This window comes from Streptomyces sp. NPDC044704 (assembly GCF_056433525.1).
Map to the genome: position 1 here is coordinate 89,518 of NZ_JBWKGY010000020.1, position 16,044 is coordinate 105,561.

The following is a 16,044-nucleotide window of genomic DNA, read 5'->3' on the forward strand; positions in this document are numbered from 1 at the left end:
GCCGCGGGCCGGGCGCACGCCGGTCCGTCCGGGGCGCACGGGAGCCCGCGCACGGAGGCCGGGGCATGCGCCTGGCCGGTCGTGCCGTGCTGTCAGGATGTGCCACAACTATGGCCCCCGGCCAAGTTTCTGACGTACCGTCATGTCCGCTGTGCAGCTCCCGCCCCCGCGCCCAGGAGGTTTGCCGTGCCCGCGGACCGACCCGTCCCCCTCGACGAATACCCCGTCCACCAGGCCCCTTTGTCGATGAAGCACGTGGTCAGCGGCGACCGCAACGCCTACGACCGCTGCATCTTCCACGTCTTCGACCACGCCGGCCGGGCCGTCCTCATCCTCGGCCTCGGGGTCTACCCCAACGCCGGGGTCATCGACGCCTACGCCACCTTCCGCACCGGCGACCAGCTCCGCGCCGTCCGCGCCTCCGACGCCCTCACCGACGACCGCATGAACCTCTCGGTCGGCCCGCTCTCGATCACCGTCGACGTGCCGCTCAAGAGGTTCACCCTCCGGTGCGACCCCGACCCCGCGGATCCGGACGGGCTCTCGTACGAACTCACCTGGACCGGCGAGTTCCCCGCCGTGTGGGAGCCCCACCACGTCCAGCGCCGCGGCGACCGCCTGATGCTGGAGGGCCGCCGCTTCGTCCAGGCGGGCGGCGTCACCGGCCGCATCCGCGCCGGGGGAGAGGAGTTCACGGTGAGCGCGGGGGAGTGGACGGGCACCCGCGACCGCAGCTGGGGCGTCCGCCCGATCCCCGGCGAGGACGGCGGGCGCGCCGCGCAGGAGCACCGCCCGGAGGGCTTCCACTGGCTCTGGATCCCGGTCCGCTTCGAGGACCGCTTCCTCATGGTCATCGCCCAGGAGGACGCCGACGGCCACCGCACGCTCAGCGAGGCCGTCCAGGTCTTCCCCGAGGGCAGCGGCCGCCGCGACGTCCAGCTCGGCTGGCCCCACACCGACATCCGCTACCGGCCGGGCACCCGCCACCCCGAGGGCGCGGTCGTCCACCTGACCGACCCCTCCCGCAAGCCCCTGGAGCTGGGCGTGGAGATCCTGGCCTCCTCCCCGCTGGCCGTCGGCGCCGGCTACCCGCCCGCCGCCGACTGGCAGCACGGCAGCTGGCAGGGCCGCGGCTGGACCGACCGGCGGGTCTACGACCTCTCCGACCCCGCCGCCCACCCCATGGCCGCCTTCGGCGTCACCGACCACTCGGCCCGCTTCACCCTCGACGGCCGCGTCGGCCACGGCGTCTTCGAACACGGCAGCTTCGGCCGCCACGACCCGAGCGGCTTCACGGACTACTCCTCCGTCGCCCCCTGACCACAGAGAGGCCCGACATGGCGGCCACCGCTCCCCGTCCCCGTACCTCCACCCGTGAGCCGGAAGAGCTCGGCCGGCGCCTCGCCGCCTGGCTCGACGTGCGGCTCCCCGGCGCGCGGGTCACGAACGTCTCCGTCCCCGGCTCGAACGGCATGTCGAGCGAGACCCTGCTCTTCGACATCGAGCACCCGCGGACCCCGCTCCGCGCGTGCGCGCTGCGGCTCGCCGCCGACCCGGCGGCCTACACCGTGTTCCCCACCTACGACATGCCCCGTCAGCACCGGGTGATGGACCTGGTCGCCCGGTACACGGACCTGCCCGTTCCGCGCGTGCAGTGGCTGGAGGAGGATCCGGCGCCGCTGGGCGCGCCCTTCTTCGTCATGGCCCGCGCGGAAGGCCGCGTACCGCCGGACGTGATGCCCTACACGTACGAGGGCAACTGGCTGCACGCCGCGAGCGACGCGGAACGCGCCGTCCTCCAGGAGGCCAGCGTCTCGCTGCTGGCCCGGCTGCACGAGCAGTTCCCGGCGAAAGAGGCCGCGTTCCTGCTGCCGCCGGGGGAGGGCAGTCCGCTGCGCCGGCACGTCGACGCGCAGCGCGCCTACTACGCGTGGGTGGTGGCCGGACTGGCCCCCTCACCGCTGGTCGAGCGGGCCTTCGACCGGCTGGAGGAACTCTGGCCGGCCGACGAGGGCGAGCCCGTCCTCACCTGGGGCGACGCCCGCATCGGCAACGTGGTCTACCGGCCGGACGGCTTCGAACCGGTCGCGGTCCTGGACTGGGAGATGGCCGCCTACGGTCCACGGGAGCTCGACCTGGGCTGGACGGTCTTCCTGCACCGTTTCTTCCAGGACCTGACCGTCGGCTTCGGCCAGCCCGGCCTCCCGGACTTCCTGCGCCGCGAGGACCTGGAACGCCGCTACGCGGAGCTGTCCGGACACATCCCGCGGAACATGGAGTTCCACACCCTGTACGCCGCCCTGCGGCACGGCATCGTCATGCTGCGCATCGCCTACCGGCAGGCGTACTTCGGGGAGGTCGAGATCCCGGCCGATCCCGACGGCCTGATCCTGCACCATGCCGGACTGGCCGCCATGGTGCAGGGAACGTACTGGTAGCCGGAAACCGGACTCAGGCGGCCTGCGCGTGCCGGCGCATCTGCGGCAGCGGGGCCGCCACCGGCCGTACGGGGCGCGAGCCCGGACCGCCGACGTGCGAGAACGGCTGCGTCCGCCAGTCCAGGCCCTGCGGCAGGTCGAGGTGGACGACCTCCAGCTCCTGCTGCTCGGGCTGGAGCACGCCCACGGTCGCCAGCGCGTCCGACACGGGCCGGCCCGTGCCCGCGCACACCGTCAGCCCGAAGGGGTTCCACGGGGTCAGGCAGAGCGCGTGCTGCGGGAGGTGCTCCTCGTCCGCGACGAGGGCGATCGACTGCCCGCAGTCGGGGCAGACCACGTGGTGGAGGTCGAAGCCCTCGCCGAATTCGAGGTCGTCCTCGTCGTCCGCGTACGCGTTCTCGAGCAGTTCCAGGGGCTCCGGTTCGGTGCGACCGGCGCGCTTGGTGTTCGGCATGGATGTACTCCCCCTTGGATGGGCCGGGCGGGCAAGGTTCTTCGGCCACGGCCACAGCAAGCACTTCCCGTCGCGCGGCACGAGTAACCACAAGTGCCGGGTGTACGCCCGTACACCCCTGTGGCTTTCGTCACATGCCCGGCGCAGGTGCCACTTCTGCGTGGACACCGCTGTGCCTGGAGCGGTCCTGGGCAATAGGTTGAGCGGCTATGAGCGCAATGGAGGAGCTGGACCGCCAGATCGTGGATCTGCTCGTGCGGGACGGGCGGATGAGCTACACGGACCTGGGCAAGGCCACCGGACTGTCCACGTCGGCGGTCCATCAGCGAGTACGCCGCCTGGAGCAGCGCGGAGTGATCCGCGGCTACGCGGCCGTCGTCGACCCGGAGGCCGTCGGGCTGCCCTTGACCGCGTTCATCTCGGTCAAGCCGTTCGATCCCAGTGCCCCCGACGACATCGCGGACCGGCTGGCGGGAGTGCCCGAGATCGAGGCCTGCCACAGCGTGGCGGGCGACGAGAACTACATCCTCAAGGTCCGGGTCGCCACGCCCCTGGAGCTGGAGGACCTCCTGGGACGCCTGCGCGCCCTGGCCCACGTCTCGACCCGGACGACCGTGGTCCTCTCCACCCCCTACGAGGCACGCCCGCCGCGCGTGTGACCCCGGGCCGGGCCCGGTCGCGCACCCGGGTCCCGGCGGGTCCCGCGCAGGGGTCAGACTGGTCGGCATGACTGACCGCACCGCCACCTCCGCCGACGCCGCCGGAGCCACCGCACCCGCCCGTACCGTCCTCCTGCGCGGCGGTGAGGTGCACAGCCCCGCCGACCCCTTCGCCACCGCGATGGTCGTCGAGCGCGGGCACGTCGCCTGGGTCGGCTCGGAGGGCGCCGCCGACGCCTTCGCGCAGGGCGTGGACGAGGTCGTGGACCTCGGCGGGGCGCTCGTCACGCCCGCCTTCACCGACGCCCACGTCCACACCACCTCGGCCGGCCTCGCCCTCACCGGCCTGGACCTGACGGGCGCGCGTTCGCTGCCGGACGCGCTGGAACTCGTCCGGGCGTACGCCGCGCGGCGGCCCGCCGACCGGGTGCTCCTCGGGCACGGCTGGGACGCCGCCCGCTGGCCCGAACGCCGCGCCCCGCGCCGGACGGAGCTCGACGAGGCGACCGGCGGCCGCCCGCTCTACCTCAGCCGGATCGACGTCCACTCCGCGGTGGTGACCACCGCCCTGCTGGAGCTGGTCCCCGCGGTACGGCCCGACGGGGACGAGCCGCTGACCCGCGACGACCACCACGCCGTGCGGCGGGCCGCGCTCGCCGCCGTGACCCCGGCCCAGCGCGCCGAGGCCCAGCGGGCCGCCCTGGACCGGGCGGCCTCCCTCGGCATCGGCTCCGTCCACGAGTGCGGCGGGCCGGACATCTCCTCCGCCGAGGACTTCGCGGCCCTGCTGGAGCTGGCGGCGGAGCGGCCCGGGCCGCGCGTCTTCGGCTACTGGGCCGACCGGGACCTGGACCGGGCCAAGGCGCTGGGCGCCGTCGGCGCCGCCGGTGACCTCTTCGTGGACGGGGCCCTCGGCTCGCACACGGCCTGCCTGCACGCCCCGTACGCCGACGCCCCGCACACCGGAACCGGCTACCTGGACGCCGCCGAGGTCGCCGCACACGTGGCCGCCTGTACCCGGGCGGGCCTCCAGGCCGGGTTCCACGCCATCGGCGACGCCGCCGTCGCCGCCGTGGTCGAGGGGGTGCGGGCGGCCGCCGAGGAGGTCGGCCTGGCCCGGATCCGCGCGGCCCGGCACCGGGTCGAACACGCCGAGATGATGACCCCGGCCACCATCGCCGCCTTCGCGGAACTCGGCCTGACCGCCTCCGTGCAGCCCGCCTTCGACGCCGCCTGGGGCGGGGACGAGGGGATGTACGCGGACCGGCTGGGCGTCGACCGCGCCCGCACCCTGAACCCGTACGCGGCCATGCTGAAGGCGGGCGTCCCGCTGGCCTTCGGCTCGGACGCGCCCGTGACCCCGCTCGACCCGTGGGGGACGGTCCGCGCGGCCGCGTTCCACCGCACCCCCGGGCACCGGATCTCCGTACGGGCCGCCTTCGCCGCGCACACCCGAGGCGGCTGGCGGGCCGTGGGCCGTGACGACGCGGGCATCCTCGTCCCCGGAGCCCCGGCCGACTACGCGATCTGGCAGACGGCCGAGCTGGTGGTCCAGGCCCCCGACGACCGGGTCGCCCGGTGGTCCACGGACCCGCGCTCCGGCACCCCCGGCCTGCCCGATCTGAGCCCCGGCGCCGACCTGCCGGTGTGCCTCGCGACGGTGGTCGGCGGCCGGGAGGCATTCGTACGGCCACAGGGGTGATCCGCCCGGCCTCCGTTCGGTGCGGGCGGCCGGGGCCGGATAGGTTCGGCCGGGTCCACCACAGGACGCCCGTGCCGGACGGAGCCGTCTGCTCAGCGCACCCGCGCCTCGGGGGCGAGGGAAGGTTTCGCCGGGCGGCAGGTGGCCCCGGATCGGGGCCCGGCGGTCCAGTAGACAACGGTCACGGTGACCCGCAGCCAGCGGGAGCCGAGCCGGCCCGAAGGCCCGCCGGCCCCGATCGCTGTTCTAAAATCATCCTGCTGTGACCGGTTGGACGAGGCGGGCTGGTCGAGGAACACGCAAGGGGACCCAGTGAGCGACGGCGGACAGCGGACCAACGGGCCGCTCGGCACCACCCTGGTGATCATTCCGACGTACAACGAGGCGGAGAACATCGGCCTGATCGTCGGCCGGGTGCGCGCCGCGGTGCCCGAGGCCCACGTCCTGGTCGCCGACGACAACAGCCCCGACGGGACCGGAAAGCTCGCCGACGAGCTGTCCGCCGAGGACGAGCACGTGCACGTCCTGCACCGCAAGGGCAAGGAAGGCCTCGGCGCCGCCTACCTCGCGGGCTTCGCCTGGGGCCTGGAACACGGCTACGGGGTCCTCGTCGAGATGGACGCCGACGGCTCCCACCGGCCCGAGGAACTGCCCCGGCTGCTGACCGCGCTGCAGGGCGCCGACCTGGTGCTCGGCTCCCGCTGGGTGCCGGGCGGCCGGGTCGTGAACTGGCCCAAGAGCCGGGAGTTCCTCTCCCGCGGCGGCTCCACCTACTCCCGGCTGATGCTGGACGTGCCGATCCGGGACGTCACCGGCGGCTACCGCGCGTTCCGCCGCGAGACCCTGGAGGGGCTGGGCCTGGAGGAGGTCGCCTCCGCGGGCTACTGCTTCCAGGTCGACCTGGCCCGCCGCGCCGTCCGCAAGGGCTTCCGCGTGGTCGAGGTGCCGATCACGTTCGTCGAGCGCGAGCTCGGCGACAGCAAGATGAGCAGGGACATCGTCGTCGAGGCGCTGTGGCGGGTCACCCAGTGGGGCCTCAAGGAGCGCGCGGCCAAGCTCAGGGGCAAGCGCACGTCCTGACGGCCCTGGTGAGCCCGGACGTCCCTTAGGGGATGCCCGGTACCTCCGACTGAGGCCGCTTTTAACCGGGTCCAGGCACACTGGGTGTATGACGACCGGCGTTCCCACTTCGACGGCCCCCCGGCGGCGCTCGCCCGCCCGTACCTTCCTCCCCCTGGCGGTAGCCGCCTGGCTGATCCTGGAGATCTGGCTGCTCAGCCTGGTCGCCGGAATGGCCGGCGGGCTGACCGTCGCGGCACTGATCGCGGGCTCCATGGTCCTCGGCGTGGTGGTCATCAAGCGCGCCGGCCGGCGGGCCTTCCAGAACCTGACCCGCACCTTCCAGGAAGCCCAGGCCCAGGCCATGGCCGGCGAGGCGCCCGCGCAGCCCGCCAAGGGCTCCGGCAACGGCATGACCATGCTGGCCGGACTGCTGCTGATCATGCCCGGACTGCTCTCCGACGCGGCCGGACTGCTCCTGCTGCTGCCGCCGGTGCGGGCGCTGGTCGCCCGCAGGACCGAGCGCGCCCTGGAGCGCAGGATGGCCGCCGCAGCACCGGGCGGTCTCGGCGACGCCTTCACGCAGGCCCGCATCCACTTCCCCGACGGGAAGGTCGTGCCGGGCGAGGTCATCCGCGAGGACGGCTCCGCCGCCCCCGGACAGGGGCCGGACACCGGCTACCGTCCGCCGCTGACCCCCTGAGGGACGACAAGCCGAGGGGCCCCGCCACACAGTGTGGCGGGGCCCCTCGGCTTTTCCGTGATGTCCGTCCGCCGTCAGGCGGACTTGCGGCTGTCCCGCGGATGCACGGCAATGTTCATGGCGCCGGAACGCAGGACGGCCAGCCTCTCGGCCAGCACCTCCTCCAGCTCCTCGCGGGTGCGTCGCTCCATGAGCATGTCCCAGTGCGTTCGCGCAGGCTTGCCCTTCTTCTCTTCGGGCCCGTCCCCGTCCACCAGGAGTGCCATGGCGCCGCACGCCTTGCACTCCCACTCCGGCGGAATTTCTGCCTCAACCGAGAACGGCATCTCAAATCGATGTCCGTTCTGGCATGCGTACTCCACCGCCTGGCGCGGGGCCAGATCGATGCCGCGGTCCGTCTCGTAGCTGGTAACCACGAGCCGCGTACCGCGGAGAGCTCGCTCACTCATGAATCGTGCCTCCCGGGCTTGTCGCCCACAGGACAGGTGTCGCTGTCGTCGTCATCCGGTCAACGTCCGGTCGGCGGTATAGATTCCCGCTCCGGGTCGTGCGTCGCCCGTCGTGCCGCCCCTTGTTGTACCCACCACTGCCCGTTTTGTCACATCTGGCAGCAGATGTCACCCAACGTCTACACTTATCAAGCGCGCAGTAACGGTCCGGCTAGCAGGCCAAAGGCGTACACTACCGGCCCTTCGCTTCAACGTCGAAATTCGTTCGGAATTCGTATCCGCGTCCAGGCCGGTTCCGTCCTCAGACACGCTCGGGAACAGGATTCCCCGCCGCCTCCACCGCGCGCCGCACCGGCACCCTCGCGAGGAGCACGAAACCCAGTGCGAAGAACACCACCAACGAGATGATCGCGTCCCGGTAGCTGCCCGTGACCTGGTAGGTCAGCCCGAAGACCAGGGGTCCCATCCAGCTCAGACCGCGGTCGCTCATCTCGTACGCCGAGAAGTACTCGGCCTCCTTGCCCGCCGGCACCATGTGCGAGAACAGGGAACGCGACAGCGCCTGGCTGCCCCCGAGGACCAGCCCGATCATCGCGGCGAGCGCGAAGAACCACACCGGAGTCCGGGCCGGCAGGAAGTATCCGGCCGCCAGCGTCAGCGCCCACGCGGCGAGCGAACCGAGGATCGTCCGCTTGGCCCCGTACGAGCGGGCGAGGCGGCCCATCCCCAGCGCCCCCGCCACCGCCAGCACCTGGACCAGCAGCACCGCGACGATCAGCGTGGACTGCTCCAGCTCCAGCTCCTCCGAGCCGTAGACCGACGCCTGCGAGATGACCGTCTGCACCCCGTCGTTGTAGATCAGGTACGCCAGCAGGAAGGACAGGGTCAGCGGATAGCGCCGCATGTCCTTCAGCGTCGCGACGAGCTGCCGCCAGCCGCTCACCGCCGCGGCCCCGCCGCCCTCGCGGACCACGGCCCGGTCGCGCAGCCGGCGCAGCGGGACGATCGCGAAGGCCCCCCACCACAGGCCGGCCGACGCCAGGCAGATCCGTACCGCCGCGCCCTCGGAGAGCCCGAAGGAATCGTGGCCCTGGTAGAGCACCAGGTTCAGGACGAGCACCAGGGCGCCCGAGGTGTAGCCGAAGGCCCAGCCTCGCGAGGACACCGTGTCCCGCTCGTCCGGGGTGGCGATCTGCGGCAGGAACGCGTTGTAGAGCACCATCGAGACCGCCAGCGAGGCGTTCGCGACGATGAGCAGCAGCCCGCCCAGCAGGTAGCGGTCGCCGCCCAGGAAGAACATCCCGGCCGTCGCCGTCGCTCCCGTGTACGCGGCAGCCGCCAGCAGCGGCTTCTTGCGCCCGCTGCGGTCCGCCGCGGCCCCGGCCAGCGGCATGACCAGTACGGCCACGATCAGCGACGCCGAGACCGAGTACGCGAAGAAGGACCCGGCCCGCACCGGAATCCCCAGCGGGTGGACGTACCCCTCGGCGTCCGCGGCCGCCTTCGCGACCGCCGTCAGGTACGGCCCGAGGAACACGGTGAGCACGCTCGTCGAGTAGACCGAGCACGCGAAGTCGTAGAAGTACCAGCCATGCTGTTCCCGCTTGCGCGCGGCGGCGGCTCTGCCGTCCTCCGCGCCGGATTCCGTTTCGCTGTCCGTCCGCTCGCTCATGAGCGCCCCCTCGCTGGTCCCCGTACCGCCCGGTCCGCCGGACCGGGCACGGGCACCCGCGGGCACGTCAGGCCCAGGCCCCCCGCCGGTCCAGAACCGTGCGCAAGATGTCGATCCGGTCGGTCATGATGCCATCGACACCCAGGTCCAGAAGCGCTTCCATGCGTTCCGGTTCGTTCACGGTCCAGACGTGCACCTGGAGTCCCCGCGCGTGCGCGGTGCGTACGAACCGGCCGTCGACCACCCGGATCCCCGCCTGGGTCTCCGGCACCTGCGCCGCCACCGCCCCCACCCGCAGGGCCGCCGGGATCGCGTACGAGCGCAGCCGCAGCCCCACCACCCCCCGCACCCCGTACGAGGTCGCCAGCCGCGGACCGGCGATCCTCTGCGCCCTCGCCACCCGGCTCTCCGAGAACGAGCCCACGCACACCCGGTCCCAGACCCCGGCGCGCGCGACCAGGTTGACCAGCGGGTGCAGCGCCGACTCGGCCTTCACGTCGATGTTCCAGCGGGCGTCCGGGAACTCCTCCAGCAGCTCCTCGAACAGCGGCAGCGGCTCCGTGCCCGCCACCCGGGCCTCCCGCACCCGCTTCCACGGCAGCTCGGCGATCCGCCCGTGCCCGTCCGTGACCCGGTCCAGGGTCGCGTCGTGGAAGGCGACGAGCTTGCCGTCGGCCGTCGCGTGCACGTCGGTCTCGAAGTACCGGTACCCGGCGGCGGCGGCCCGGCGGAAGGCGGCGGAGGTGTTCTCCAGCCCGTCCGCGGCCCCGCCCCGGTGGGCGAAGGGAATCGGAGCCGGGTGGTCCAGATACGGGTGGCGAAGGCGTACGTGAGTCACGGCCGCAGTATGCCCCCTGGATCCCCCGGGACGGCGGCAGCCACATGACCCGGCGGTGAACGGGCGGACCCACCTGGCCCGAATGGACCGCACCGTGACAGGGTGGGCCCGCGCAACCAATCCAATACCGGCCCCCGAACCCGCCCGACGGGGCCAATCGGACGAAGGTGGACCCGACGCCATGGCTCAGTGGACCTCAGCGGTCGGTGCCGCGCAGCTCGCCCGGCTCATCGGTTCTCAGCAGGAACGCCCCGGTGCGCCCGGCGCCCGCAAGCTGCCCGCGTACCGCGTCCTGGCCGACGGCATCCGCCTGCTCGTCCTCGAAGGGCGCGTCCCCGTCGCCGCCCGGCTGCCCGCCGAACGGGAGCTGGCCGTCGCCCTCTCCCTCAGCCGGACCACCGTCGCCGCCGCCTACGAGGCCCTGCGCGGGGAGGGCTTCCTGGAATCCCGCCGCGGCGCGGGCAGCTGGACCTCCGTACCGGCCGGGAACCCCCTGCCGGCCCGCGGCCTGGAACCGCTGCCGCCCGAATCCCTCGGCTCCATGATCGACCTCGGCTGCGCCGCGCTCCCCGCCCCCGAGCCCTGGCTCACCAAGGCCGTCCAGGGCGCGCTGGAGGAGCTCCCGCCCTACGCGCACACCCACGGGGACTACCCGGCCGGGCTGCCCGCGCTGCGCCGGATGCTCGCCGACCGCTACACCGAGCGCGGCATCCCGACCATGCCCGAGCAGATCATGGTCACCACCGGGGCCATGGGCGCCATCGACGCCATCTGCAGCCTCTTCGCCGGCCGGGGCGAGCGGATCGCCGTCGAGTCCCCCTCCTACGCCAACATCCTCCAGCTCATGCGCGCCGCCGGGGTCCGCCTCGTGCCCGTCGCCATGGCCGAAGGCCTGACCGGCTGGGACATGGACGTCTGGCGGCAGGTCCTGCGGGACTCCGCCCCGCGCCTGGCCTACGTGGTCGCCGACTTCCACAACCCGACCGGAGCCCTCGCCTCCGACGACCAGCGGCGGGCGATGGTCGAGGCCGCCCGTTCCGCCGGGACCGTCCTGATCGCCGACGAGACCATGGCCGAGCTCCAGCTGGACCCGGACCTGGCCATGCCCCGCCCGGTCTGCTCCTTCGACCCCGCCGGCAGCACGGTCGTCACCGTCGGCTCCGCCAGCAAGGCCTTCTGGGCGGGCATGCGGATCGGCTGGGTCCGCGCGGCCCCCGACGTCATCCGCAGCCTCGTCGCGGCGCGCGCCTACGCCGACCTCGGCACCCCCGTGCTGGAGCAGCTCGCGGTGAACTGGCTGATGCGGACCGGGGGCTGGGAGGAGGCCGTCGGCATCCGCCGGGACCAGGCCCGGGACAACCGGGACGCGCTGGTCGCCGCGGTGCGCCGGGAACTGCCGGACTGGGAGTTCGAGGTTCCGCGGGGCGGGCTGACCCTGTGGGCCCGCGCCGGGGGGCTGTCCGGGTCCCGGCTGGCCGAGGTGGGGGAGCGGGTCGGGGTCCGCGTGCCCTCGGGCCCCCGGTTCGGGGTGGACGGCGCCTTCGAGGGCTACGTCCGGCTGCCGTTCACGGTGGGCGGCCCGGTCGCCGACGAGGCCGCCGCCCGGCTCGCGGCGGCGGCCCGCCTCGTCGGCACGGGCGCCGGCGGGGGCGGCGCGGAACCGCCCCGCACGTTCGTGGCCTGACCCGGGCTCACCTCACGTCGGGGGTCACGGCGCGTCGGCCGGGACCTCCGGACTCTCCGGGGCGTCGATCGACGGCCCCTGGGCCTGCTCCGGGGGCTGCGTCCGCAATGGCCTGGACGGGACGGCGTGGCCCTCCGCCCCGCCCGCGCCGGAGGGGCCCGCGCCCTGGCGTTCCGGCAGCAGCTCCAGCACCGCTTGCCGGTACGCCGGGTGCGTGGCGTCGTCGTACGGGTCCGGCGTCGCCGGTACCTGGAGCCGGTGCACGGGTCCCACGCCCAGCCGCGCGTACCCGCGCCCCGGCGGGACCTGCGCGGTGGGGGTGGTGTGCGGCGGCAGGCCCAGTACGTCGGTGATCTGCTGGACCGGCGCCGGCCCGAGGACGACCCGGGCCCGGGTGTGCTGCCACACCGCGTCGTTCAGGAGCTCCAGGTGCTCAAACTGCTCGGCGACCACCACCGTGATGTGCGCGGCGCGGCCGTGCCGCAGCGGTACCTGCAGCTGCGCGAGCGGGTCCGGCCTGCCGTCGGCGGCCGCGAGGTGCGCCAGTACGCTCGGCCGGTCCAGCAGGATCCACAGCGGACGCCGGGTGTCCTCCGGCGCGGGCCGGCCGGCCTCGCGGGCCCGGTGGGTGGCGATCAGGCGCCGTTCGGTCTCCTGGGCCGCCCACTCCAGAGTGGCCAGGGCTCCGGTCGGGCCGCACTCGACGGCGAGTACGCCCTTGCGCCCCGACAGGCAGGAGTACTCGCCGCTGCCGCCGCCCTCCACGACGAGGACGTCCCCGTCGTGGCGCAGGGCCTGGAGGGCGATCGAGCGCAGGAGGCTGGAGGTGCCGCTGCCGGGCGTGCCGACGGCCAGCAGGTGGGGTTCGGTGGAGCGGGGGCCGGTCCGCCAGATCACGGGCGGCACGTCGCGCGGCTCGTCCCCTTCCACGACGGGCAGGGTGCGCTGCACCCCGGTGGAGTCGGTGAAGCCGAGGACGGTCTCGCCCGGCGAGGTCACGAACGGCTGGGCGGCGATGCCCGTCGGCAGCGCGGCCAGCACGCTCAGGTCGAGTTGGTTGCCCTCCTCGTCCCAGTCGAAGAGGTACTCCCGCCCGCGCCCGGACTTGGCGTGCAGCAGGGCCTCGATCCGGGCCCGCGAGGCGGCCTCGCCGTCGGTGAAGTAGGCCGGGTAGCGGATGCGGAGCCGGGTGACGCGGCCCGCCCCGTCGAACTCGTAGCCGCTGAAGGCCCCGTCCCAGTCGCCGCCGTGGGCGAAGAGCGGACTCGGGTCCTCCGGGATGGAGAAGTACGGCACGAGGGCTTCGTAGAGGGAGCCGAGGCGTTCGGTCTCGGCATCGCTGGGCCCGGACCTCGCGGGGGTGCGGTCGCGCCCCTGCCAGGCCGCCGCCGCCATGAGGGTGATCAGGGCGAGGAGGGGGCCGTAGGGGACGAGACCGACCACCAGGACGCAGGCGGCCCCCAGGAACAGCGCGGGACCACGCTTGTCCTTGGGGGTGTCGGCCCATTTGCGCCGCCCGGCCGAGGCCAGGACGCGCAGTCCGCGTCCGATGACGAGGAGCGGGTGGAGGACGTCCGTGGCGCCGTCGGCGGCCGTGCGAGCGAGGTCGCGGCCCCGTGCGAGCGACGCGGTGCCGCTGCTGAGGATTCGGGGGAGTGGGCGCCGTGCCACGGTCGTCTCCTGGAGTTGTGGGTCGTGCGGGACGGTGCGGTCGGGGCGGGCGGCCGTTAGAGCTTGATCCCGCCGAGAAGGCTCGCGAGGCTCGCCGTACTCGCCGTGATGCTCGGCGCGATGGCGGAACCCGCGAGGAAGAAGCCGAAGAGCGCGCAGACGAACGCGTGCGTCAGCTTCATCCCGTCCTTCTTGAAGAAGAGGAAGCAGATGATGCCGAGCAGGACGACACCTGAGATGGACAGGACCATGAGAAGTTCTCCTGGTGGGTGGGGACGGTCACCATCAGTTCTTCCAGGCTCACAGCAAGTATCAATGCGACAAAAGGTGCATACGGGTGAATCTTGCTGTTTTTCACTTGACCGGCCGCTCCCGGCTGGCGCGCCCGCCTCGGAGGGTGTCGGCCCGATCCTTGCCTCGGGCCGCCCCCGTCATGTCCAGGATCGGGCGCTACCCTGGCGATTCACCCGTACGGACGCAGCGCCGTGCATCCCCCTGCCCCCGCGGCCTGGGGAAACTCTTGCCAGCAAAGCAGCGAGTGGAAGGCGGTACGACCGATGAGCGAGCACCAGGACGACGCCCCCGACGAGGACGTCATCGAACTGGCCACCAAGATCTTCGACCTCGCCCGTCAGGGTGAGACCGAAACGCTGACCGCGTACCTCGACGCCGGGGTCCCCGCGAACCTCACCAACGACCGCGGCGACACCCTCGTCATGCTCGCCGCCTACCACGGGCACGCCGAGGCCGTCACCGCCCTCCTCGCCCGCGGGGCCGAAGCCGACCGCGCCAACGACCGCGGCCAGACCCCGCTCGCGGGCGCCGTCTTCAAGGGCGAGGAAGCCGTCATCCGCGCGCTGCTCGCCGGCGGGGCCGACCCGAACGCCGGAACCCCCTCCGCCGTGGACACGGCCCGCATGTTCGCCAAGGCCGACCTGCTGGAACTCTTCGGAGCAAAGTAATCCGCTTCCGACCCCGTCCCGGCCCCGCCAGGACGGGCCCGTGACCTCACGGCTTGGTCACGGCGGCCTTAAATGTGGTCGCGGCACACAAACCGCCTGGGTCATCATGGCGTCGGATTCGATTCGCGGACATGACGGACGGGCAGGAGCGGGCTGGACACAACAGGTGTTCACACCCACCCCTGCCGCACCGGCCGCCACGGTCGCGAAGCACCGACGAGAGTGAGAAGGCAATGGTCTACATCGAGCGGAACCTGACGGCGAACGTCCTCACATGCTGTTACGCGGCCCTGTGAATCCCGATTCCCGGTTGCGTCCCCAGCTTGATTTGAGGCCATTCCCATGTTCGAACCAGTCATAGCGCCGAGCGGCACCCTGCTCGGGCTCCTCCAGCGGGGCCGCGGCGACGGCACGCTGCACGCCCTCGCGGCGCCCCGGCCCGAGGCCCTCGCGGCCCTGGACCAGTGCGTGCTCCGCGATCCGCGCCAGGACTGGCAGGTCGAGAACCGCTCCCTGTACTACGCCCGCCTGTACCTGGACCTCGACGGCCCCCTCGGCGAGATCGAGGCCCACCTCTTCGGCGCCGACGACCTCGTCGACGAAGAGGACCACCGGACCGGCCTCGCCCTGTCCGTCCTCGGCCACCTGGCCTCCTACGGACGCGACGACGCCCTGATGCTGCTGCGCCGCTACGCGGCCTCCGGCGCGAACTGGGCCTGGGCCCTCGACGAACTCGCCCTGCGCGACGACGACGAAGGCCTGCGCTCCCTCGCCGCCCCCGTACTGGCCCGCTTCCCCGCCACCACCGAGGGCGAGGCGCGGCTGGCCGCCGCCGTGCGCGACGCCTACGAGCCCCGCCCCTGGTGCCTGTGGGAGGAGCTGCCCGCCTACGGGGAGCGCCTGCGCGCCGCCCGGCAGCAGGGCTCCTTCGACCGCTGGCAGCGCCAGATGACCCCCAGCGGCCCCCGACCCGGCTGGGGAGTCCAGGCCGTCTTCGACTGGGCCGCCGACGGGCTGAGCCGCGGCACCCCGCTGCACGTGCCCGCCGCCCGCTGCCTCGCCGCCGTCGCCGCGCCCGAGGACCGTTCCGCCATCCTCGCGGCCGCCGCCGGAGCTTCCGGCGAGGCCGCCCGCGCCACCGCGCTGCACCACCTGGTCCTCGCCGAACCGGAGAACCCGGCCGTCCTGGACCTCATCGAAGCCGCCGGGGACGAGCCCGCCGTAGCCGCCTACGAGCGCATGTGCGGGCCCGCCGCCCTCGACCGGGCCCGCCACTGGGTCCACCGCCCCGACGCCCTCGGAGCGGCCGCCGCGGCCCTCCTCGCGGCACGGGGCGGCCCCGAGGACGCCGCACTCGTCCTCGGAGCCCTCCGCTCCACCGTCCGCGCGTCGGGCCCCGACACCGTGCGGCTCTTCGCCCTCGTCGACGGCGCCGGCCGGCTGTCCATCGGCTGCGCGGCCCCGGTGCTGCGCCACATCTACCGCGAGACGGCCTCCTCCCACCTGCGGGGCCGCACCGCCCGGGCCCTGGCCAGCACGGACCCGACCTTCGCGGCCGGCTTCGCCGTCGAATGCCTCTGGGACTGCGAGGAGACCACCCGCGAGGTGGCCGCCCGCCACGCCGAGACGGCCGACGCCCGCGTGACCCCCCGGCTGCGCCGCCTGGCGACGGACCCGGCGGAAGAGGAAGACGTCCAGTCGGCGGTCCGCAGCCGCATCGCACCGGAGTCGGCGGTGTAGGACCGGGAGGCCG

The 16,044-nt window shown here is 73.5% G+C and carries 15 protein-coding genes; 9 read left to right on the forward strand and 6 right to left on the reverse strand.

Annotation, left to right across the window (positions count from 1 at the left end):
* Positions 1–186 precede the first annotated feature (186 nt).
* Positions 187–1,320, forward strand: a complete 1,134-nt coding sequence (locus tag AC07B0_RS33350; RefSeq protein ID WP_467298577.1) for an Rv3169 family protein — start codon at positions 187–189, stop codon at positions 1,318–1,320.
* 17 nt (positions 1,321–1,337) lie between these two features.
* A complete protein-coding gene (locus AC07B0_RS33355) occupies positions 1,338–2,438 on the forward strand; it encodes a phosphotransferase family protein (RefSeq protein WP_356876845.1) in 1,101 nt (366 codons plus the stop codon).
* A 13-nt stretch (positions 2,439–2,451) separates the two neighbouring features.
* On the opposite strand, the gene AC07B0_RS33360 is transcribed toward AC07B0_RS33355, so the two are convergent.
* On the reverse strand, positions 2,452–2,892 hold the full coding sequence (locus AC07B0_RS33360) for a hypothetical protein (RefSeq protein ID WP_356876847.1): 441 nt from the start codon (positions 2,890–2,892) through the stop codon (positions 2,452–2,454).
* A gap of 218 nt (positions 2,893–3,110) precedes the next feature.
* Between AC07B0_RS33360 and AC07B0_RS33365 the strand changes: the two genes are divergently transcribed.
* From AC07B0_RS33365 to fxsA, 4 genes are all read left to right on the forward strand, one after another.
* Positions 3,111–3,551 (forward strand): Lrp/AsnC family transcriptional regulator, encoded by a 441-nt coding sequence (locus AC07B0_RS33365; RefSeq protein WP_030011705.1) that lies wholly within the window; start codon positions 3,111–3,113, stop codon positions 3,549–3,551.
* 67 nt (positions 3,552–3,618) lie between these two features.
* The gene (locus AC07B0_RS33370; protein WP_469382116.1) at positions 3,619–5,253 is read left to right on the forward strand and encodes an amidohydrolase; all 1,635 of its coding nucleotides are present in this window, start codon (positions 3,619–3,621) and stop codon (positions 5,251–5,253) included.
* Between the two features lie 312 nt (positions 5,254–5,565).
* Entirely contained in the window at positions 5,566–6,333 is a 768-nt protein-coding gene (locus AC07B0_RS33375) for a polyprenol monophosphomannose synthase (RefSeq protein WP_356876851.1), read from the forward strand.
* 88 nt (positions 6,334–6,421) lie between these two features.
* Positions 6,422–7,015: an FxsA family membrane protein gene (gene fxsA, locus AC07B0_RS33380; RefSeq protein ID WP_478899716.1), complete on the forward strand. Its 594-nt coding sequence runs from the start codon at positions 6,422–6,424 to the stop codon at positions 7,013–7,015.
* A 74-nt stretch (positions 7,016–7,089) separates the two neighbouring features.
* Here fxsA and AC07B0_RS33385 read toward each other — a convergent pair whose 3' ends face one another.
* From AC07B0_RS33385 to AC07B0_RS33395, 3 genes are all read right to left on the reverse strand, one after another.
* The gene (locus AC07B0_RS33385) at positions 7,090–7,464 is read right to left on the reverse strand and encodes an RNA polymerase-binding protein RbpA (protein ID WP_007262928.1); all 375 of its coding nucleotides are present in this window, start codon (positions 7,462–7,464) and stop codon (positions 7,090–7,092) included.
* A 301-nt stretch (positions 7,465–7,765) separates the two neighbouring features.
* Positions 7,766–9,136 carry an MFS transporter gene (locus AC07B0_RS33390; protein ID WP_356876855.1) on the reverse strand — a complete coding sequence of 457 codons (1,371 nt, stop codon included), beginning with the start codon at positions 9,134–9,136 and terminating at the stop codon, positions 7,766–7,768.
* A 67-nt stretch (positions 9,137–9,203) separates the two neighbouring features.
* The gene (locus AC07B0_RS33395; protein WP_469382118.1) at positions 9,204–9,974 is read right to left on the reverse strand and encodes a glycerophosphodiester phosphodiesterase family protein; all 771 of its coding nucleotides are present in this window, start codon (positions 9,972–9,974) and stop codon (positions 9,204–9,206) included.
* 181 nt (positions 9,975–10,155) lie between these two features.
* Between AC07B0_RS33395 and AC07B0_RS33400 the strand changes: the two genes are divergently transcribed.
* Entirely contained in the window at positions 10,156–11,658 is a 1,503-nt protein-coding gene (locus AC07B0_RS33400; protein WP_356876859.1) for an SCO1417 family PLP biosynthesis transcription factor, read from the forward strand.
* 24 nt (positions 11,659–11,682) lie between these two features.
* On the opposite strand, the gene AC07B0_RS33405 is transcribed toward AC07B0_RS33400, so the two are convergent.
* Entirely contained in the window at positions 11,683–13,329 is a 1,647-nt protein-coding gene (locus tag AC07B0_RS33405; protein WP_467298590.1) for a P-loop NTPase family protein, read from the reverse strand.
* A 56-nt stretch (positions 13,330–13,385) separates the two neighbouring features.
* Positions 13,386–13,580, reverse strand: a complete 195-nt coding sequence (locus tag AC07B0_RS33410; RefSeq protein ID WP_007262923.1) for a hypothetical protein — start codon at positions 13,578–13,580, stop codon at positions 13,386–13,388.
* A 306-nt stretch (positions 13,581–13,886) separates the two neighbouring features.
* On the opposite strand from AC07B0_RS33410, the gene AC07B0_RS33415 reads away from it, so the two are divergent.
* Together AC07B0_RS33415 and AC07B0_RS33420 are read left to right on the forward strand one after the other, a co-directional pair.
* A complete protein-coding gene (locus AC07B0_RS33415) occupies positions 13,887–14,291 on the forward strand; it encodes an ankyrin repeat domain-containing protein (protein WP_478899718.1) in 405 nt (134 codons plus the stop codon).
* Between the two features lie 342 nt (positions 14,292–14,633).
* Entirely contained in the window at positions 14,634–16,031 is a 1,398-nt protein-coding gene (locus AC07B0_RS33420; protein ID WP_469382120.1) for a HEAT repeat domain-containing protein, read from the forward strand.
* The last annotated feature ends 13 nt before the right edge of the window (positions 16,032–16,044 follow it).